Annotated in this window: 18 protein-coding genes; 6 read left to right on the forward strand and 12 right to left on the reverse strand. The window is 68.0% G+C overall.

Annotation, left to right across the window (positions count from 1 at the left end; translation table 11 throughout):
• Positions 1 to 57: 57 nt before the first annotated feature.
• Positions 58 to 1,467, reverse strand: a complete 1,410-nt coding sequence (locus Poly30_RS25850; RefSeq protein ID WP_145204605.1) for a DUF1501 domain-containing protein — start codon at positions 1,465 to 1,467, stop codon at positions 58 to 60.
• Positions 1,464 to 4,484, reverse strand: a complete 3,021-nt coding sequence (locus Poly30_RS25855; protein WP_145204608.1) for a DUF1553 domain-containing protein — start codon at positions 4,482 to 4,484, stop codon at positions 1,464 to 1,466. Before Poly30_RS25855 ends, Poly30_RS25850 begins: the two co-directional genes overlap by 4 nt.
• A 154-nt stretch (positions 4,485 to 4,638) precedes the next feature.
• Between Poly30_RS25855 and Poly30_RS25860 the strand changes: the two genes are divergently transcribed.
• Positions 4,639 to 4,926 carry a hypothetical protein gene (locus Poly30_RS25860; protein WP_145204611.1) on the forward strand — a complete coding sequence of 96 codons (288 nt, stop codon included), beginning with the start codon at positions 4,639 to 4,641 and terminating at the stop codon, positions 4,924 to 4,926.
• Positions 4,927 to 4,950: 24 nt separating this feature from the next.
• Here Poly30_RS25860 and Poly30_RS25865 read toward each other — a convergent pair whose 3' ends face one another.
• Positions 4,951 to 5,241: a hypothetical protein gene (locus Poly30_RS25865; RefSeq protein WP_145204614.1), complete on the reverse strand. Its 291-nt coding sequence runs from the start codon at positions 5,239 to 5,241 to the stop codon at positions 4,951 to 4,953.
• A 136-nt stretch (positions 5,242 to 5,377) separates the two neighbouring features.
• Here Poly30_RS25865 and Poly30_RS25870 point away from each other — a divergent pair, with 136 nt between their 5' ends.
• The gene (locus tag Poly30_RS25870) at positions 5,378 to 7,726 is read left to right on the forward strand and encodes a hypothetical protein (RefSeq protein WP_145204617.1); all 2,349 of its coding nucleotides are present in this window, start codon (positions 5,378 to 5,380) and stop codon (positions 7,724 to 7,726) included.
• Positions 7,727 to 7,735: 9 nt separating this feature from the next.
• Here Poly30_RS25870 and Poly30_RS25875 read toward each other — a convergent pair whose 3' ends face one another.
• The 8 genes from Poly30_RS25875 to tpiA all read right to left on the reverse strand — a co-directional run bounded on the left by Poly30_RS25875 (position 7,736) and on the right by tpiA (position 15,193).
• Complete coding sequence (locus tag Poly30_RS25875; RefSeq protein ID WP_145204620.1) at positions 7,736 to 8,998, reverse strand: hypothetical protein; 1,263 nt, start codon at positions 8,996 to 8,998, stop codon at positions 7,736 to 7,738.
• Positions 8,999 to 9,056: 58 nt separating this feature from the next.
• A complete protein-coding gene (locus tag Poly30_RS25880; RefSeq protein ID WP_145204625.1) occupies positions 9,057 to 11,126 on the reverse strand; it encodes a hypothetical protein in 2,070 nt (689 codons plus the stop codon).
• Positions 11,127 to 11,206: 80 nt separating this feature from the next.
• Positions 11,207 to 11,848, reverse strand: coding sequence for a phosphopantothenoylcysteine decarboxylase domain-containing protein (locus Poly30_RS25885; protein WP_145204628.1), 642 nt, complete (start codon positions 11,846 to 11,848; stop codon positions 11,207 to 11,209).
• Positions 11,845 to 12,393, reverse strand: coding sequence for a flavoprotein (locus tag Poly30_RS25890; RefSeq protein ID WP_419190684.1), 549 nt, complete (start codon positions 12,391 to 12,393; stop codon positions 11,845 to 11,847). Before Poly30_RS25890 ends, Poly30_RS25885 begins: the two co-directional genes overlap by 4 nt.
• Entirely contained in the window at positions 12,386 to 13,027 is a 642-nt protein-coding gene (gene gmk, locus Poly30_RS25895) for a guanylate kinase (protein WP_145204635.1), read from the reverse strand. The genes Poly30_RS25890 and gmk overlap by 8 nt, the downstream gene beginning before the upstream one ends.
• A gap of 30 nt (positions 13,028 to 13,057) precedes the next feature.
• The gene (locus tag Poly30_RS25900) at positions 13,058 to 13,993 is read right to left on the reverse strand and encodes a YicC/YloC family endoribonuclease (RefSeq protein ID WP_145204638.1); all 936 of its coding nucleotides are present in this window, start codon (positions 13,991 to 13,993) and stop codon (positions 13,058 to 13,060) included.
• Positions 13,994 to 14,050: 57 nt separating this feature from the next.
• On the reverse strand, positions 14,051 to 14,386 hold the full coding sequence (gene secG, locus Poly30_RS25905) for a preprotein translocase subunit SecG (RefSeq protein ID WP_145204641.1): 336 nt from the start codon (positions 14,384 to 14,386) through the stop codon (positions 14,051 to 14,053).
• A 39-nt stretch (positions 14,387 to 14,425) separates the two neighbouring features.
• Positions 14,426 to 15,193, reverse strand: coding sequence for a triose-phosphate isomerase (gene tpiA, locus Poly30_RS25910; protein WP_145204644.1), 768 nt, complete (start codon positions 15,191 to 15,193; stop codon positions 14,426 to 14,428).
• Positions 15,194 to 15,490: 297 nt separating this feature from the next.
• On the opposite strand from tpiA, the gene Poly30_RS25915 reads away from it, so the two are divergent.
• A complete protein-coding gene (locus Poly30_RS25915) occupies positions 15,491 to 16,156 on the forward strand; it encodes an ATPase (RefSeq protein WP_145204647.1) in 666 nt (221 codons plus the stop codon).
• Positions 16,143 to 16,454, forward strand: a complete 312-nt coding sequence (locus Poly30_RS25920) for a hypothetical protein (protein WP_145204650.1) — start codon at positions 16,143 to 16,145, stop codon at positions 16,452 to 16,454. Before Poly30_RS25915 ends, Poly30_RS25920 begins: the two co-directional genes overlap by 14 nt.
• 85 nt (positions 16,455 to 16,539) lie before the next feature.
• Here the strand turns inward: Poly30_RS25920 and Poly30_RS25925 are convergent, their stop codons facing one another.
• On the reverse strand, positions 16,540 to 17,808 hold the full coding sequence (locus Poly30_RS25925) for a CE1 family esterase (RefSeq protein WP_145204653.1): 1,269 nt from the start codon (positions 17,806 to 17,808) through the stop codon (positions 16,540 to 16,542).
• Between the two features lie 85 nt (positions 17,809 to 17,893).
• Between Poly30_RS25925 and Poly30_RS25930 the strand changes: the two genes are divergently transcribed.
• Both Poly30_RS25930 and Poly30_RS25935 read left to right on the forward strand, forming a co-directional pair.
• The gene (locus tag Poly30_RS25930) at positions 17,894 to 18,523 is read left to right on the forward strand and encodes an HD domain-containing protein (RefSeq protein ID WP_145204656.1); all 630 of its coding nucleotides are present in this window, start codon (positions 17,894 to 17,896) and stop codon (positions 18,521 to 18,523) included.
• On the forward strand, positions 18,520 to 19,605 hold the full coding sequence (locus Poly30_RS25935; RefSeq protein WP_145204658.1) for a carboxypeptidase-like regulatory domain-containing protein: 1,086 nt from the start codon (positions 18,520 to 18,522) through the stop codon (positions 19,603 to 19,605). Before Poly30_RS25930 ends, Poly30_RS25935 begins: the two co-directional genes overlap by 4 nt.
• Position 19,606 lies beyond the last annotated feature (1 nt).

Here is a 19,606-nt window from a genome sequence, read left to right on the forward strand (position 1 = left end):
ACGGGAAGAGCAGACTCGATCCCATGGAATCCAACCCGTCCCCGCGCTGAAGCCGCGTCAGGCCAGCAGTCCCTTCACCACCTCGCCGTGCACGTCGGTCAGGCGGAAGTCCCGGCCCTGGCTTCGGTAGGTCAGCCGCTCATGATCGAAGCCCAGCTGGTGAAGCAGCGTCGCGTGCAGATCGTGGGTGTGAACCGGATCCCGGACCACGTTGTAGCTGAAATCATCGGTTTCGCCCCACACGGTGCCCGGCCGGAAGCCGCCGCCCGCCACCCAGATCGAGAAGCACCGTGGATGGTGGTCCCGGCCGTAGTTCTCCTTCGTCAGCTCGCCCTGACTGTAGACCGTCCGACCGAACTCCCCGCCCCAGATCACGATCGTGTCCTCGAGCAAGCCGCGCTCTTCCAGATCGCGAATCAGGGCAGCCGACGCCTGGTCCGTATCCTTCGCGCACGTCTGGATCTCGTTCGGCAGGTTGCCGTGGTGGTCCCAGCCCATGTGGTAGAGCTGCACGAAGCGCACGTCGCGTTCGACCATGCGTCGCGCGAGCAGACAGTTGCGCGCGAAGCTCCCAGGAATGTTCACGTCCGGCCCGTAGCGCTCCAGCGTCGCGGCCGACTCCGAAGAGGTATCGGTGAGGTCGGGGACCGCCGCCTGCATCCGGTAGGCCAGCTCGTACTGCTCGATCCGCGTCGCTGTCTCCGGGTCTGCGTCCCGGCGCAGGCCGTTGAGCTTCGAGAGATCGTCCAGCATCCCACGACGGCGACCGCGGGAGATTCCGGGCGCATCGCCGAGGTACAGCACCGGGTCCGCGCCGCTACGCAGCTTCACTCCCTGGTGCACGGTCGGCAGGAACCCGCTCCCCCAAAGTCGCTCGTACAGCGGCTGCTTCGCCGCACTCGAGGACACCATGACCACGAACGTGGGCAGATCACGGTTCATCGAACCGAGACCGTAGGACAGCCACGCGCCCATGCTGGGGCGCCCCGCGAGCTGGGAGCCCGTCTGGGCGAAGGTGATCGCTGGGTCGTGGTTGATCGCCTCCGTCACCATCGAACGCACGATGCACAGCCGATCGGCGATGGCCCGCGTGTGCGGCATCAGATCTCCCATCAACGCACCGGTCGACGGCGCGGGCGCGGCACCGAACTTCGACGGCGCGATCGGAAAGCCTGTTTGCCCCGACGTCATCGTCGTGAGGCGCTGGCCCTGGCGAATCGAATCCGGGAGTTCCTCTCCGAATCGATGCACGAGCCCCGGCTTAGGATCCAGCGTTTCGAACTGCGAGGGCGCGCCCGACTGAAAGAGATAGATCACGCGCTTGGCCTTCGCCGCGTGATGTGTCCGCCCTGGAAGCCCTGCTCCAGCGACGCCCTGCACGCCGCTCGCCCGCTCGAGAGAAGCGAGCGCGATCGCGCCCAGGCCGACCGCGCCGCGACGCAAAAAGGTTCTACGGTTCGTGCTCATCGCTTGGTCAAGGCCTCGTCCAGATTGAGAAGTGTCGACGCGATCATCGTGTAGGCCGCCCACTCGGCCGTGCGCTGCTCCGCGGGTGGCGCGGTCGCGCCCTCGCCGAGAAGCGCCTGAACGGCCTCTGCGTCGTCGCTGAAGTCGAGCGTGTGCCGCGCCAGCGCGCTCTCCAGAAGCGCCAGCTCCTCGGCACTGAAGTCGCGCGCCAGCACCGCACGACCGCCGACCTGGAGACCACGGCTCGGACCCGTCGCCGCGTCCATCATTCTCTGCCCGAGATGACGCGCCGCTTCGATGTAGGTCGTACCGTTCAGCGTCGCGAGCGCCTGGAGCGGCGTGTTCGTGCGCGCTCGCTGCACGCTGCACAGCTCAAAGCCCGGCGCGTCGAACGTCGTCAGCGTCGGATGCGGCACCGTGCGCTTGCGGTACGTGTAGAGGCTTCGACGGAAGAGGCCGTTGCCGACCGAGGGAACGTAGGCTCCCTGGCCCGCGCCGCCGGCGAGTTCCTTCCAGAGTCCGTCCGGCTGATAGGGCTTTACAGACGGTCCGCCGACCTCCTGAACCAAAAGCCCCGCCACCAGGAGGGCTTGATCGCGGATCGTCTCCGCGTCCAGGCGATGCCGCGGTCCGCGCGCGAGAAGACGGTTGCGTGGGTCTCGCTCCAGGGCGTCCGCGCTCGCCGCCGACGACTGCCCGTAGGTGGAAGACAGCGCGATACGCCTCTCCAGCGCCCTCAGGTCCCAGCCGCTCTTCACGAACTCATGGCTCAGATAGTCGAGTAGCCCTGGAGACTCCGGTCGATCGCCGCGCACGCCGAAGTCGTCCCTCGTCGCCACGAGTCCCTCCCCGAAGAAGCTCGCCCAGACCCGGTTCACGGCCACGCGCGGCGTCAGCGGATTGTCGGCGCTCGTGAGCCAGCGGGCGAGCCCCAGGCGATCATGCGGCGCGTCCGCGCCCAGCCCACCGAACACTTCCGGTACGTCGGGTTCCAGCGGTTCGCCGACCGGCTTGTCATAGCGGCCGCGGTCGAGCAGGTAGGTCGCGCGGGGCTCGTCCAGATCGCGCAGCACCATCGCCGTCGGGATGTCCTCGCGCTCGACGCGCGCGCGCTCCGCTGCCGCTTCCGCGCGAGCGACCCTGGCCGCGCGCGATTCGAAGTCGAACGCAGCCATAAAGAACGGGAGTCCTCCCTCTCCGCGAGCGCGATGCCTCGCATGCTCCAGGACCTGAGCAGGATCGAGGTCCACGCCATCCACGCGAAAGTCCGCCATCTCGCCCGCGAGTTCCCCCGCGTACCTGCGCGTCCCGAGAAGCAGGGGTGCCTCCGATTCGATCGCACCGTCCAGGGCGTCTCTCTCGACCGTGACTTCCTGGAGGACGCCGTCGAGCCACAGCTCGACGCCACTCGCCTTGCCAGAGCCGTCGTAGGTCACGGCGACGTGCTGCCAGCGGCCGCGCTCGAGCGCCTGCTTCCCGATCACCTTGATCGCGTTGGAAGACCAGGAGTGAATCAGGTGAACGGCAGGCTTCATCGAATCGAGCAGAACGAGGTCCGTGCCGCGGTAGCTGTCGTCGTCGTTCATCCGACTGTAGACCGCGCCGTGGGACTCAGGCTTCAGCCAGAGCGATACGCTGAACGGCTCGTCCCCGTGGAAGGCGACGCTCGTGCCGAGATCGAGGCTTCCCTTCGGCCCAGCCCCATGCCCGAGCGCTTCCATCCGGCCGCGCAGAAGAACCACCTCCGGCAGCTGCGGTCGCTCCTCGCGCGCTGTCGACGCGCGCCAGGCCTCGAAGCGCGAAGCCGCGCTGGCCTCGATGGCCACCAGTCTCCGGTCGGCCTCGCGCTCTCTGGCTTCGAGCTCATCGAGGCGCGCGCGTACCTCTGCGGAGTACAGGCGAACGATGGGCGGAACGTTCCCGCGCGTCTCCGTGTAGACGCCCTTCTCGTCGATCGAGTTGAAGAAGCCGTAGAAGCGGTAGTAGTCCTTCTGAGTGAGCGCGTCATACTTGTGATCGTGACAGCGCGCGCAGGCCAGCGTCAGTCCGAGGAACGCCGTCGCGGTCGTCTCCGCACGGTCGGCCACGTTCTCCACGCGCCACTCCTCGTCGATCGAACCGGCTTCCGTGACGGTGCGGTGGTTCCGCTGGAAGCCCGTCGCCAGGATCGACTGTTCGTCCGCGTCCGGCAGCAGGTCGCCGGCGACCTGCTCGGCGACGAACCTGTCGTACGGCATATTCTCTGCGAACGAGCGCAGCACCCAGTCGCGCCACGGCCACTGGTCGCGCCGGAAGTCGTTCTGGTAGCCGTTCGTATCCGCGTACCGCGCGAGGTCGAGCCACTCACGCGTGCGGTGCTCGGCGTGCGCCTCACTCTCGAGAAGCGCATCCACAGCTGCCTCGCGCACGGCCTGACGTCCGTCACGGCCGTCCGAGTCCCCGAAGTCTGAGAGAAAGCTCTCGAGGGCGTCGACCGTCGGCGGAAGCCCTGTCAGGTCGAGATTCACCCTGCGGAACCACGTGCCAGGATCGGCCTCGGGAGAAGGCGACAGCCCCTCGGTCAGAAGATGGGCGAGGACGAACTCATCGAGCGGATCTTGCTCCCACGCCGAGAGCGGGCCCATGCGAGCCACCGGCGCGTCGCCCCAGGGCTGAAAGCTCGACTTCACGGGCGCGTAGGCCCAATGCGACTCCCATACCACCCCTTCGTCGATCCAGCGCCGCAACACATCGATCTGCTCCGTCGACAGCGGCTTCTGAAACTCCGGCGGCGGCATGACTCGCTTCGGGTTCTCCTGGAGCACGCGGTCCATGACCTCGCTCGATGCAGCCTCGCCCGGCTCCGCCACGAACAGGACGTCGTCGTGAACATCGAGCCGAAGGTCCGCCTGTCTCGTCCCCGCGTCAGGACCGTGACAGTGGAAGCAGTGATCCGAGAGGATCGGAAGCACATCGCGATCGAAGTCGATCGGATCGCCGCCCGCGAGGAACAGGAGGCCGAGAAAACCTGGGTTCATATGCGGCTAAAGATACCAGGGATGGGAGGACGCGCACGATTCGTCGCAGCATCACTAAGGGAGACTTTAGGTCGGGTTGAGCGCTGGATGAGCGCGGAGCTCCATGCTCCAGTCCGTACCCGACCCAAGTCCACGAAGTCCCCAAGAGACCCCCATGAAGAACTCAAATCACGTCCTCCTTTCGCTTGCCATCGTCACGGGCGGCGCTTTCCACGCGTTCGCTCCGCAGAAAGGGGGCCAGCAGGGCGCAGCCACGAAAGACATCGCGACGATCAAGATGGAAGGCCAGCGCTGGGAGTACCTGATCGAGCCCGAACCGTCGCTGGAACGCGCGAACGAACTTGGCGAGGACCGATGGGACTTCGCCGGTCTCTACGGGCAGAGCGATCTCGGAACCGCGGTCTCGCTCACCCTCTGGAAGCGCCCGCTGCTCGACGAGTAGCGCGGGGACCGGGCGGACACGCGCTCACCCGACGCCGGGCGTCCAATCGGCGATCAGCTTTCGGACACCCTCCAGCTGATCGAAAGAGACGTGCTTGCGCTGGTACTTGTTGAAGATCATCGACTCCAGCTCCTGGAGATCCTCCAGCGACGGTTTGGCGTGCACGGTCCACTCCGCATCTTCGCTCGCTCGGCGGGAACTCGGTCGGGATTGAAACTCCCACTTCCCGCCGAAGAGCTGGGCCTCGACCTCGCGCTTCGTCCCGTCTTCGGCGCGGGTCTTCCACTGGTACAGGTTGCGCGTTTGCCTCGACATACCGCTCCAGGGTAACCGAACGGGCCCAGGTGGGGCCGCGCGGAAGGAATTCCGCGAGACCCGGGAATAGCGATCGGCCCGTGCCGCAGGAAGAAGGTCTCTTCGCCTTCCCCTCCGGTCCCCCACGATTCGATCCATGGTCCGTCTCCAACGCCTGCGCTTCGCCGTACCCATCTCATTCCCGACCGTCGGCCTTTCCCTCCTCGCTTTCGGCGCCACCCCGCTCCTGGCCGCCACGCAGCCGCAGGAGCCCGCGTCCCCGCGGCGCTCCGGGCAGACCGCCGATCAAGACTTCTACCGCGCCTACTACCTGGAGCATGAGAAAGGCGACCTCGACGCGGCGATGGAGCTGTACCGCTCCGCCGTTCGGAGCGGATCCCTCACGCCGGAACAGCGCGAGGAGATCGAGAGCCACCTGCGCGCTTGCGCCGAGGAACTCGCCACGGGCGACCTTGCCCAGCTCGTCCCCGGCGACTCGATCGTGTACTTCGAACTCAACGAGCCAGGCGATCAGCTCCAGAGCCTCCTGAATCAGCTGGGCCTGCTCCAGGGCACCGACCGCGCGGGCGACATCGCCGTGAGCCCGCATCTCCTGGAAGGGATCCTCGGACTCAAGGGAGCCGCGATCGCCCTCACGCGGATCGATCCGAGCGCCGGCATGCCCGGTGGCGTCGTCGTTCTGCACCCCGGTGACATGGGAGCGGTCCGGGGCCTGATCGAGACCGCGCTGCCCGCCGGCGGCCAGTCCGTCGAGCCGATCGCAGGCCACCCGACCTTTCTCGTGGAGGGCATGGTGCACGTCACCATGGGCCGCCGCCTGATCGTCGCCGGCACCGAGCGTCAGCTCATCGAGGACGTTCTGCGGCGCGTCGACGGCGACCGCTCCGATAGCCTCGCCGCCAGCGATTCCGCCCGAGCCGCGCTCGCCGGTCACGGAGACGATCTTTTCTTCTTCTGCGCAAACGCCGAGCCCGTGATGCCGCTGATCGAAACCGCGCTCGGGGTGCTTGGCGGCCAGAGCCGTGAAGCGGCCCTCGCCATCCAGCTCCTCGATCCCGATAGCCTTCGGACCCTTTCGGGCGGCGTCGGCGTCCGTGATGGCAACCTCTCCCTCGACCTCGGCCTCACGCTGGAGGAGGGTCACAGGAACCTCGCGTTCAACCTCCTTCGAATGCCCCATGTGTCCGAAAGCACGTTCGAGATGATCCCGAGCGGCGTGGCCGGATTCATGGCCACATCGCTCAACGAGAAGAACCCCGGCGGCACCGGCGTGACGGATTCAGAGGGGCGGCCCGTGGTCACGATCATGGACCTCGGCCGCGAGGTCTTCGGCAACCTCGTCGACGTCGCGCTGTTCGTTCTCCCGTCCATGTCGGAGGGCCCGGGCGGAATGCCGGTCCCGGACGCGGCGATCGCCATGTCCGTGAACGATCCGGAGCGTTCCCAGGCCATCTGGCGCCTCGCCCTCGGCCTGGCCCAGGGCGCGAGCGGCGAGAATGGCCAGATGCAGGCGCGCACGAACCGCATCGGCAGCCGAGAGGTCGAGCGCTTCCAGATCGAGGGTATCGACGTCTTCCTCTACCGCCACGACGATCGCCTCGTGATCTCCCCCTCCCTCGCCGCGATCGAGGCCGCGGTACAGGCCGCTGAAGGACGGAATATCAAGACCGACGCGCTCTTCGCCGGGCTCGCTGGCACCGCTCTCCACGACCGCACCTCGGTCGCTGGCATCAGCATGGGGCGCGTTGCGAAGATCGCACGCCAGGTCATGCCCGAGCGAGAACTCCGCGAGGTCGGACCCTACCTCGACCTGCTGAACGAGGCCTCCATCGTGGCGACCACCCGTCACTCCGACACGGAGTGGCGCTGGTCGTCGAAGATCGCCGGACTGCCGAACGTCGGGCCGCTGGTGTCGGACCTCGTCCATGCAGAGATGGGCCGAGGGGGCGCAGGTCGCACCCGTCCGGAGTGGAGCCCGCAAGGGGCGAGCGAGGCGATCGAATTCCGAGCAGCGTCCGGCGCGGAGGCCCGATCGACCGGCGGCGGCCATCAGCTGGCTCTTGCGCCCGCCTCTGGGGCGCCCTCGAGCGGCACCACGATGGGCCACTTCGAAGCGCTCCTCGCCGAAGGCAACGTGGAGGCAGCCAGCGCGCTCGTGCCGGTTCTCGCGAAGGACTTCACTGGACACCCGCAGAAGGCCAACCAATTCGTCTGGGACCTGATCTCTACGGAGTCCGGCGAAGCGCTCGCGCCTGCCCTCCTCCCGATCATCGAAGAGGCCGTGGAAGCGAGTCAGGGGACGAGCTGGTTCATCCTCGACACGCTGGCCCACGTGCAGTTCGCGGCCGGCGACGTGCAGGGCGCCATCCAGACGGAGCGCAAGGCAGTGCAAGTCGCGCGCGACCACGACGACCCGAGGGGAAGAGAAGCCGAAGCCGCGCTCGCGCGCTTCGTGAAGCTCGCCAAGAAGGAGCTGCTGCGATAGCGGGCGGCGTCAGCGCCGGGCGGAGCGGATGATTCCGCTTCCCTGGTGCTCGGGTGCGGGACGGAGGACGTCCACGTAGCTCGGAGAGTGGCCGAGGTTCTGCGCGTGCAGCGCCTCTCCGATCAGCGCGAAGTGGTCGGAGAGAGCCAGCTCGGACCCTCCGCCGACGTGTGAGCCCGTGGGCAACGGCTGCGTGATGAGCTGCTTCCACTCCACGGACGCGCCACCACCCAGACGGTAGGCATGCACCAGAGGCGCGTCCACGCCGCCCAGCTTGCGGCCGGACGCCATCACGTTCTGCCCATGGAGCGCGAGGCTCTCGCCGAAGAAATCGAACGGCTCCGGGTGCGGGGCCGCCCATCGGGTCGCCTCGGTCCACCCCGCGAGGCCGCGGCGGAACACGTGAACGGAGCCGGTCATGCTGCCTGCGACGGAGCTGGCGAGGAGCACGTCGCCCTCGAGCGCCACCGCGCGGCCGAAGTGCGTCCCGGCGCTCGCCCCCGGCGTCACGAGTCGCTCCTCGAGCGCCCACGCACCGCCCTGGCGCGAGTAGAGGTAGACCGCGCCCGCGTTGTCCCCGAGCCCGTGGTCTTTCTGGGGACAGCCGACCGCGAAGGTCGCGCCATCGAGGCTGATCTCCTGGCCGAAACGATCGCCTCCATCGGGGTCCGGCGCAAAGATCGTGCGCCCTGAATCCCAGGCCCACGCCGTCGCGTCGAATTCGAAGACGTACACCGCGCCCGCGGCGTAGAAGCCCGGAGGCACGAGGTCGACGCCGGGGGCGCCAACGACGACGAGGTTCTCACCGACCGCCACGGAGCTGCCGAACGCGTCGCTCTCCGCGCCGCCGGGCGCGAGCAGCTTCGCTTCCTCGACCCACGTGGCGAAGTGGCGGCGGAACACGTAGACCGCTCCTGCGTTCGTTCCCTGGGTGGCGTCGCCCGTCGCGGACAGAACGACGACATTGCCCTGCTCGTTGATATGCGCACTGAGCCCGCACATGGAGCCGGGCCCGATATCGCTCGGCGTCAGCGAGGCTTCGTGAACGAGCGCGCTCCCGTCCCAGCGATACACGTCCGCGCCGCCGGTGTTGGAATCGCGACGCCAAGCGCTGATGACGGCGCGATCGCCGCCGGCAGCCAGTGACCGCCCGAACTGATCGCCCGCCTGGGGCGCCGGAGCCTGGATCGCGTCGGTCCAGAGGAACGGGTCGCCCGAGCCCATCGGAAGGGTGGACTGACAGGTAGCGGCGAGGAGAAGCGTGGTGAGCATGATCCTCCAAGGGTAGCGGACGGCTCGATTCTCGGGCGGGCGCGGGGAGAGATCGCCGTCACCGAATCGCCGATGGAATGAGACGCTTCGTCGCACGGTCGTACGAGCGCGTCATCGTCTCGGCGATCCAGCCCGAGGTCCAGACGGCCATGCGGTCCGGCGCGTGCCAGGCCAGGTGCAGGCACGCCGCCCGGTAGTACATGCTCTTCGTGTCGTCGTAGTAGCTGTAGCCGCCTCGACCGGTATCCCTGGGCAGGAGTTCCTTCTCGATCATCTGGGCCAGGATCGAATCGTCCTCGGGCGTATGAATCAGGAAGTAGAGCAGCTGGGACCCGTGCGCGTAGGCGTAATGATTCAGGCCGTCGAGGTACCAGTTCGCGGTCGGGCCGCCGGTGTTATAGAGGTGCAGCCCGTAGCTGCGCATGGTGGCCACGAGCGCGGAGCGGTAGCGCGGATGGTCGCGCCCGAAGTCCGCGAGGGTTCGATGGTGCTTCAGGGAGAGGCGCGCCGTGAACGCGAGATCCATCATCGCGGGGAGCTCTTCGAGTCCGAAGTGGAGCGCGGTCGCGCTGCGCAGGTCCGCGTCGTTCACCGTCCCGATCATCGCCATCAACTTGTCCGCCATGGCCGCCGGCAGCGCCGTCACGCGCTCCACGATCTCCGCACCGTACCCGGCGCGCCAGAGCCGCCAGAAAAGCGTCACGGGATCGCCGTAGCCATCATCCCCGGCGAAGGGTGGGAAGGGCTCGCGCCAGCCCTGCCTCGCCGCAGGGTCGGTCCAAAGAAAGCGCGGCGCAGGAGGGTCCGCGCCAGCCATGAGCCGCACGGCGCGATCGAGATCGAGGGAGGCTGGATCGAAGGCCAGGTCGTGGGCCAAGGCGGCGATACCGGAGTGGCCCCAGTGGCTTCGGACCCGGCGCGGATCTGGGAAGAGCCGGTCGATCGGAATGCGATACCGTTCGAACTGCGCGCGGGCCTCCGCGAGCGGTCCGGATGCCATGGCCGAAGGGGCCACGATCTCGACGTCGTTCGAACTGGCTGGATCGAAGAGACGACGGATTCGAACGACCGCTTCCCCCGGTTCGATCCACTCCCGCGTCCAGGCGCACTTGCGTCGCTTCTTGCCGCCCCACGTGCCCTCCTCGACGTGGCAGAGCACGACGGGGTCGTCCTTCGAGGGCGGAATGTGGCGGACCTCCGCGTCGATCCACGCCTGATACTCGGGCGTGGCCGCCAGCACGGCGAGGTACTCGTTCTGATGCACGGCCTGGGTCCAGGGCATCTCGAGCGCGCTCTCCAGACGGAAGCGCCAGCTCAGCCCATAGCCGTGCCGGACGATCTCACGCGCCAGCTCCATGGCCTCGGCGTTCCGACCCACGCCAGCCAGCACCAGCATCGAGTGGAAGCCTAAATGAAAGCCGTTGAGACGTAGAATGCGGTCGCGCTCGGCGAGGTGTTCTTCGACGACCGGCAGAGCCCGTTCCAGGTCCCGGACGATGAGCGCCGCACGCAGCAGCTCCGTGTCGAAGTCGACGTCCCGCTCCACGCGGAAGTCCATGGTCCGCGCTGCTCGAACGTCGAGCTTGCGGTCGAGGATCCAGTCGTCTCCGGGGAGCCGATTCAGCCGCGTGGCGATCGCTTCGTGGCCAAGCACCTCGGCCAGGAAGGGATCCTCGTCGAACCAGCTGGCGCGCGTCGCCCAGCCGGGCCCCTGCACGTCGCCGAGCAGCTCGAGCGCGCGCTCGGCGTCTCCGGTGGCCAGCGCCGATTCCACGAGCGGCACGAGCAGGAACGGATAGACGAACGCGATGCCAGAAACGGCGCGATCCAGCGCATCCCGCGGCCGAAGAGGCGTGTAGACCTCGGACACCGCTCGCACGAGCGGCTCGACCTTGTCCGCTTGCCCCTTGCGGTTCATCGCGCCGGCGACGAGCGCGGTCAGCACCGCAGCCGGGATCGGAGGCCGCGCTCCCCCGAATGCGTTCTGAACGGCCGGAAGCTCGGGGAGCCTTTGGAAGAGCTCCCCCATCTGGACCAGCGCAGCGTCGACGTCGGCGGCCCTGGCGGCCTCGGCGATGCGGACGGGAAGGTGCTCGGGTAGCGGCGGCTTGCGTGAGAAGGGAGTCATGGCGACAGGCTCCTTGATGACGGGGGCGCGGGGAGACCGGGCCAGCGCTTCCTGTCACCTGACGTCACGTCTCCAGACCCTCAGGTCAGCAGGTCGACGAGTCGACCCGCCGTCTCCGATTTCGGGCGATCTTCTCGCTTCCAGACCACGCCCTTCCGGTCGATCAGCGTGACCGACGACGAGGCTGCATTCAGGGCGGCCGCGCCGTTCAGCACGATGTAATCGGCGTTCTTGGTGATCAGCTTCTTCGCGGCCCTGGCCTCGCCGTCAGCGGTTTCCAGCGCGAACGCGATCACCTTGCGCGCACCCTTCTCGGCCGCGATCGTCGCGAGAAGATCGGGGTTCTCGACGAGCGCCAGCGTCGTCCCGTCGCCGCCCTCTTCCTTCCTCTTCCACTTGCCCTCGAAGCGCTCGGCGGGGCGGAAGTCGCCGACCGCCGCAGCCATGAAGATCGCGTCCGCACCGGGGAAGTGCTCCTTCAGCGCAGCGAGCATGTCGAGCGCGCTGACGACGTCGACGCGGTCCACGCCCGGAGGCGTCTCCTGGTGAACGGGGCCCGCGATCAGCGTGACGCGGTAACCGCGCTCGGCGGCGGCGCGCGCGATCGCAAACCCCATGGTGCCGCTCGATTCGTTCGAGAGGTAGCGCACCGGATCGATGTACTCGCGCGTCGGGCCCGCGGTCACGATCACGTGGAGCGGCTTCTCATCTTCCAAGGTCATGGCTTCGAGGTGAGCACGAATTCGACGGCGCGGAGAATCGCCTGCGGTTCGGCGAGCCGGCCCGTGCCGTGATCACCGCAGGCCATGTGCCCGGCCTCGGCCTCGACGAACTGCCAGCCGTCGGCGCGGAGCTGGTCGAAGTTCCGCTGGACCGCGGGCTGCTGGAGCATGTTCGGGTTCATCGCCGGACAGACGAGGCGCGGCACGCCCGGCGCGACCGCGAGAAGCGCGGTCGAAACGAGGTCGTCCGCGAAACCGTGCGCGAGGCGCGCGGCGAGATTGGCCGAGCACGGCGCCACCACCACGAGCTCCGCAAACTTTGCGAGGTCGATGTGATCCATGGCCGCGCGGCGATTCTCGCCCCACTCCGAAACGAACGCGGGCTGGCCGGTCACCGCCTCGAAGAGCTGCGGTGACACGAGCTTCGCAGCGTTCGCTGTCAGCACCGCGCGCACCGTGTGCCCCGCCTGGCTGAGCTTGCTCGCGAGATCGCAGGCCTTGTAGACCGAGACGGACGCGGACGCGGCAAGGAGCACGTTAGCCACGGGACGCTCCGCCAGATCCAGCGTCAGGCTCCTCGGGCAGCCCCGAGATCCGACGGATCTCGGCGACCGCGCGCTCGAGGTTGTCGTTCACGACGATGTGGTCGTAGCGCTCGCGCTCGCGATACTCGTCCTCGGCCTTCTTCAGGCGGCGCTCCAGCACCTCGGGCGTCTCCGTTCCTCGTCCCGAGAGTCGGTTCCGCAGCACCTCGAAATCAGGCGGCGCGACGAAGACGTAGATGCCGTCGACCTCCAGCGCCTTGAGCTGCAGCGCGCCCTGCACGTCGATCTCGACGAGGTAGACCTTGCCGTCGGCGATCGCGCGCTCCATCGGCTCCTTGAGCGTGCCGTACATGTTCCCGTGGACCTCGGCGTGCTCGATGAACGCGCCCTCGGTGATCTTCTTGCGGAAGCTCTCCGGGCTGAGGAAGTGGTAGTGCTGGCCGTCCACCTCGCCGGGACGCGGCGCGCGCGTCGTCGCCGACACGCTGAAGACCACGTCGTCGCTCTCCAGCAGCTGCTTGCAGATCGTGCTCTTGCCGCAGCCGGAGGGGCCTGAGATCAGGAGCATGGATCCCTTGCGCTGCTGGGCTTGGTGGCGCCGTTCTGGCGTCTCTGCTGATGTCTCTTTTGGCATCGCGGGCTTCGGCCTCACCGGGAGGGGCTCTTATTCGACGTTCTGGACCTGCTCGCGCAGGCGTTCCACATGGGTCTTCAGATCGACGACGAGGTGCGCGACGGCGGCGTCGCTGCACTTGGAGCCGATCGTGTTCGCCTCGCGGAAGAACTCCTGGGCGAGGAAGTCGAGCTTGCGCCCGATCGCGCCGCCGCCTTCGAGCAAGTTCTCCAGCTGCTCGAGGTGGCTCTGGAGGCGGGTGATCTCCTCGGACACGTCGAGACGGTCGCTGAGAAGCGCGATCTCGCGCGCGAGGTCCGCAGCGGTCGTGCCGGGATGGCCGCTGAGTTCGCCCACGCGTTCGACGAGGCGCGCACGGTGATGGGCGACCACGTCGGGGATGCGCGTGGCGATCTCGGCGACGAGACGGGCGATCTCCTGGCCGCTGTTCTCCAGGTCGCGGCGCATGGCGGCGCCCTCGAAGCGACGCATCTCCGTGAGGTGCTCGAGGGCAGCGGCAACGGCGTCGATGACGGCCGAGGCCTCCGGTCCAGCAGCGTCCAGCGCGGCTGCGGTCTGCCCCGTCGACTGCACGATCACGCCTGGCAGGCGGATCAGATCCATCATCGAGGTGATGGGCGCGAGCTCGGTGCTGCCCGATACGTCAGCGAGTTCCGCGGCGAGACCGACCTGAAGTTCGAGGTAGCGCCGCGCCACGCTCGCGTCGAGCCGCACGCCAGCGTCGCCTCCGATCCGCGCAACGTCCACGGACAGCTGCACCGCGCCGCGCGCAAGCGTCTGGCGCACCAGCTTGTCGATGGCTGGCTCGAGCGAGCTGTACTCGTGGGGCAGGCGGATCTTCGCCTGGAGGTGCTTGTGGTTGACCGTCTTGACCTCGGCGGTCACGGTCAGCTGGCACTCATCTTCCAGTACGGCTTCGATGCGGCCGGCGCCGAAGCCTGTCATCGAGTACACCGTACCGCTCATCTGGTTGCCGTTCCTCGAAATCGCCAGGCGTCGGATTCGCTCACCCGGCGGCTTCGATTACTTGCCTTCCTCGGCGGGAATCTGGATCGGCACGGCGCTGGAGTCGGCGCCGGAGCCTCCAAGATCGAGGCTCTCCATCCCGCCGATGTCGACGCCCGACTGGCGCTTGTTGTTCAGCACGTGGATCAGAACCGCGGAGCCGAGGAAGGCGATCGCGACGTACATCGTGAACTTCTGCACGCCGGACGCCTTGACGCCGAACGCCTGCTGGCCAGCCGCGCCGAGCGCGTCACCGAAGCCGCCGCCCTTGCCTTCCTGAAGCAGGATGACGACGGTGAGGATGATCGCCGCGGCGACGAAGAGGATGTAGAGGAGGACGATGGTGGTGGACATGAAGAGTCTCGGCTTACGGGTCCCGTTGGGGGCTCCGCTCTAGAGGGCTGCGTCGATGATCGGGAGGAAGAGGTCGGGCTTCAGCGAAGCGCCGCCGACCAGGGCGCCGTCGATATCTGCGACGGACAGGAGTTCCTTGGCGTTGTCGGGCTTGACGCTGCCTCCGTAGAGGATGCGAGTCGCGTCCGCGGCCGCCTCGTCGTACATGCCGGCGAGGACGCCGCGGAGGTACGTATGGACGGCGCCTGCCTGCTGGGGCGAGGCGGTCTCGCCGGTGCCGATGGCCCAGACGGGCTCGTAGGCGATCGAGATGCGGCCGCCGTCGCTGCCCGTGCCGAGCGCGGAACGGTCGACGCCGGCGAGGCCCGCGGTGAGCTGGGTCCGGCAAACGGATTCGGTGTCGCCGGCGCGGCGCTCCTCGATCGTCTCGCCCACACAGAGCATCACGTCGAGGCCCGCGTCGAGGGCGCGGTGGACCTTGCGGGAGATGAACTCGTCGGTCTCGCCGTACACGTGGCGGCGCTCGGAGTGGCCGAGCAGCACGACGGTGGCGCCGATGTCCTGGAGCATCCCGGCGGAGACCTCGCCTGTGAAGGCCCCGGAGACCTCGTCGGAGCAGTTCTGACCCCCGACGCGGACTGCGGACCCGGCGACCTGGCGGATCACCTCATCGAGGTGAACCATGGCCGGGAACAGGCCCACGTGGACGCCGTCCGCCTTGTGGTCGCGAATGGCAGCTGCCAGCTCGCCCGCCGCGCGGCGGTCGAGGTTCATTTTCCAGTTGCCTGCGACGTAGGGTGTTCTCACGGGTGTTTCGAGGGGGCCAATTGGGTCAGGAGGCGGCCGCTGGGGCTGCCTCACGGGGCTACGAGGGGGCCTCGGCGCGGATTCGCGCCGGGACGTTCGAGCCGAGCATTATAGGGAGCGGCGCGGGCGGCCCCAGCCCGCGCGGGCGAGAAAGGCGGGAAACTCGGTCGGGAATCTGCCTTCCAGGACCGTCTCCCGCTTGGATCTCGCCGGGGGACCCGGCGGGGAGCTCCCGGGAGACCGGCCAGCCAGGGTCCGCCCGGCAACCCGCCGCCGGTTGACGGGGTCCATCCGAGCATGGAAGGACTATTCTTCGAGTCTGCCATGCGACCGAACCAGGATCCTCGAGACCGGCCCGAGATCATCGCCCTTGGTGGCCCTAACGGCGCGGGAAAGACGACCACCGCCTCCAGGATTCTCCCCCACGGCCTGAACGAGGGGCGTTTCCTGAACGCAGACTTCATGGCCAAGGCGATCTCGCCTCACGATCCCGCGGGGGCCGCCATCGAGGCGGGCCGCATGATGCTCGGTCGTATGCGCAGGTACCGGAAGGAGCGAAAGAGCTTCTCGTTCGAGTCGACGCTTGCGTCCCTCGGATTCGCACGTTTCCTCGAGGAAGCGAAGGCCGAAGGCTACGTCGTCCGACTCGGCTACGTGACTCTGCCCTCACCCGAACTGTCCATCCACCGGGTCTCCCAGCGCGTTTCGCGAGGCGGTCACGACATCCCGGAGCCCGTGATCCGCCGGCGGTACTGGAGGAGCCTTGTGAACTTCGAGACTCTCTATCGACCCCTGTGCGACGCTTGGACGGTCTACGATAATCGGACCGAGGAGCTTCGGCCCATCGCCAGTCAGCGGCACCAGCAACGGCCCAGGATCCATGAACCAGAACTCTGGACAGAATTCGCCACCCTCCGAACCCGAGCCCTCGAAGGAAGAGTTCCCGATCATGGGCTCCAGTGACGAGTGGGAGGAAATGCCCTTCGAGGAATGGGTCATGACCCAGGGCGAGCGAGAAGAGCTCGAAATCCAGACCCGCATGTACCGCGAGGGTGCGCGCGCCGTTCGCGAAGAGGTCGAATGGCTGGAGAAGCACAACTTCCCCATCTGGATCTGGCACGAAGAGAAGGTCGTCGACGCTCGTACCCTGCCCGACGAGGTACGCGCGAAGCACAAGAACCGAGAGTTCGACCTCTTCCGACCCGCGATGCTGCTGCGGCCAAAGACACGTGAATCGGACGTGGGCAGCAGCCAGGCGTAACGTGCGATAGCCACACGTGCTTCGATGCGCTGCGCTCGAATCGATGCGTGTGGTGCAGCGCGTCGAAGAGGAAAGAGCGATTCGCTCAGCGGAGGGTCATCCGAATCGCGTCCGTCAAGTTCGACGTGACCTGGGGATTCGCGTCCCGGAACCACGCCTGGAACTTCCACACCTCCCCGACCAGCGCCGACGCGGGCGGGTTGTTCGGGATCGCCGTCAGGTCGACTTCGAGGGAGAACTCGCCCGCTGCGCCCGAGTTCAGGACGCTCGCGCTGAAGCGGCCGATCGAGCCGCCGAGGCACAGCGTGCCCTGGCTACCCGGCGGCGTCGCGGAGCCTTCGGTCAGACTGTTCAGGAAGAAGCCGAAGGTCTGCGGCGGAAGACCCGCGGCGCGAAGCGTCAGCGCGTTGTCCGCCAGCACGTCGCTGCCGACGGCGGCGATGGACGCGGAAGAACCGCTGGAGTTCACGGTCGCCGGCGAGCAATAGACCTCTCCCGTGGGGTCCGCCTTGGGACGCGCGAGCAGATGCTCGACCACGCGCCTGGCGAAGAAGGGACTCAGGTTCGGCGTGTGAGATCCACCGTTGATCGTCCAGAGCTCGACCGTCCCTCCGATCGCGCAGTCGCCGCTGAAGCGGGTGCGCGTGGTCTCCTTACCGGCGAGACTGGAGTCGAGGTTCAGCGCCTGGGTCTCGGTCTCGACGGTCAGACCGCAGCCGTTGCGCGTGGCCCACAGCTGCGCCGTCTCCAGCGCGCCGGGGTAGCTGTTGCCGCCGATCGAGCCGCCGCCGTAGCCGATCGTTCCGTCGGACGTGCCGTGGATCTGGAGCACGTGCACGGGCCCCATGCCGGTGCAGTCCGCGGGATCCTGGAACGTCGCGCCCGCCAGGCTCGCGATCGACGCAATCTTGTCCGCGTGCTCGCAGGCCATGCGATAGCTCATGAATCCGCCGTTGGAGTGCCCGACGAGATGGATGCTGCGCGGATCGATCTCGACCGCGGCCTCGATGGCTTCGATCAGCGAGCGCAGGTAGGCCGAGTCGTCGACGTTGCTGCCCTGGAAGTTGCAGCACGCGTCGGTCGCGTTCCAGAAGCGCTGGCCGAGGCCATTCTGCGTTCCGTCGGGAGCGCAGAAGGCGAAGCCGTACTGGTCCTGGATCGGCGTGAAGCGCATGTAGCTCTCCTGGACGGCACCGGACGCGCCGTAGCCGTGGAGCAGCACGATCAGCGGGATCGGCTGCGCCGGGTCGTAGCCGGCGGGGAGAGAGACAGTGAGGGGACCGCGACCGGCGTCGACGGTGACGCTGCCCTGGGGGCAGAGCATCGAGAGAGCGACAAGGAGAGGGAATACCATGGCCAGACTCTACGCGACCTGCTCCTGGCTTGCTTCACGCCCTCGCGCGCGAGCATGATAGGGTGGCTCTCGCCTTTCCCTCTGTATGGCCATCGAACGCTCAGTCCATCTCACCGCAGGCCAACGCCCCGCTTCGTTGCCGAACTCCGGATCCGACCCCTGGGACGCCGATGTCGCACTGGAGGCGCTCATCGCGCTCGTGCCGCTCGATCACCTCCCGCGCACCGGCTGGGCCCTCCGCGGCATCGAGTCGCCGGAGTCCATTGCGGGACACATCCTCGGCGTCGCCCACGTGGCGCTTGCGCTCGCTCCCCAGGTGCGGCCCGCGCTCGATCTTGGCCGCGTCCTGGCGATGGCGCTCGTCCACGACGCGCCCGAGGCACTCTCTGGCGATCTCCCGCGACCGGCCGCTCGGCACCTCCCCGCCGGCGCGAAGAAGGCCATGGAGGCCAGCCTCGCGCGCGAGATCCTCTGGCCCCTCTCCGCCGCGGCCGCGGACGCCTACTCCGAGTTCAGCGACCAGGGCACCCGCGAGGCCCGCTTCGTGAAGAAGTGCGACCAGCTCCAGCTCGGCGTGAGGCTCCTCGCCTACGAGCTGGGCGGCCGGCGTGGGCTCGAGGAGTTCTGGGACGGCCTCGTTCTCGAGGACACCCAGGAGTTCCCGGCCGCCGAGGGGCTTCTCCAGGCGCTGCACTCCGCGCGCCCAACGGGATGAAGCTCTCCACGATCATCCCCCTGGCTTCCCTCGCCATCGTCGGCACGGTGCTGGCGATCGGGGCCCTCCATGACACCCCGCTGGGCATGGAGTTCACGGTCCCGCCCCGAAACGCGGAGATCGAAGTCGTCGACCTTGGGCTCGGCGACCTGACGCTTCGCGGCATCCTGGTGGATGGCGAAGGGCAACCCGTGCCCGAAGCCGGCGTCACGACCGAGCAGGCGGGCCGGCCAGTCTGGGCCTGGTCCCGCCGCGACGGGACCTTCGAGCTCGGCGATCTGCGTCCGGGCCCGCTGCTTCTGCGCGTCGTCGCGCTCGGCTTCGAGGCCAGCCAGTTCGAGGTCGCGCTCACCGAGTCGACGCCGGCAGGTGAGACCCGCACGTTCCAGCTCGACCGCCCCATCGGTGCCCCACCCGAGCCACCCGTGCTCTCCCTGGCCGACCTGGATGGGACCGTTCGATTCGGTCCGCTGGCGACGCCTGAACTCGGCTACGAGCTCCTCTTTCAGCCCGTCACGGCGCCGACGGATCCGGCGGGCGGTTTCCCCCGCCGGGCACCGGTCGCGCCGGACGGCTCGTTCCACGTCGACCTGCTGCATGCGGGTCGCTATCGCGCGATCCTTCTCTCCCCGGACGACCGCGGAGCCACCGAGCCCGACCTGCTGCAGACCCGGCACGGCGAGCCGCGGACCTTCACCCACGAGGCGGGCGGCGACACTCCGCGGCTCGACCTGGTCGCCACGATGGGCGCCGTCACCGGACGCGTCTACGCCTCCAGCCGCGACGAGGGCCTCGCTGTCGATCTCGCCGCCGAGTCGGCATCGGAACCGGATCCGGTCCGCGGTGCCCTGGTGAAGATCGAGCGCGTCTCGGCCGACGAGGACGCCTCGGAGGGCGAGACGGTCCTCGACCGCGTGACGTTCCGCGCGACCCGCAGCGCCCAGGACGGTCGCTTCGAACTGCACGACCTCTTGCCTGGAAGCTACCGGCTCACCCTGGTCGCGGGACGTGAACGGCGCACGGTGGATATGACCGTTCCCGCCGGCGAAGTCGCTACGATCGACATCGACCTGTCGCGGTAAT

The organism is Saltatorellus ferox (genome assembly GCA_007751475.1).
Taxonomy (GTDB): Bacteria; Planctomycetota; UBA1135; order UBA1135.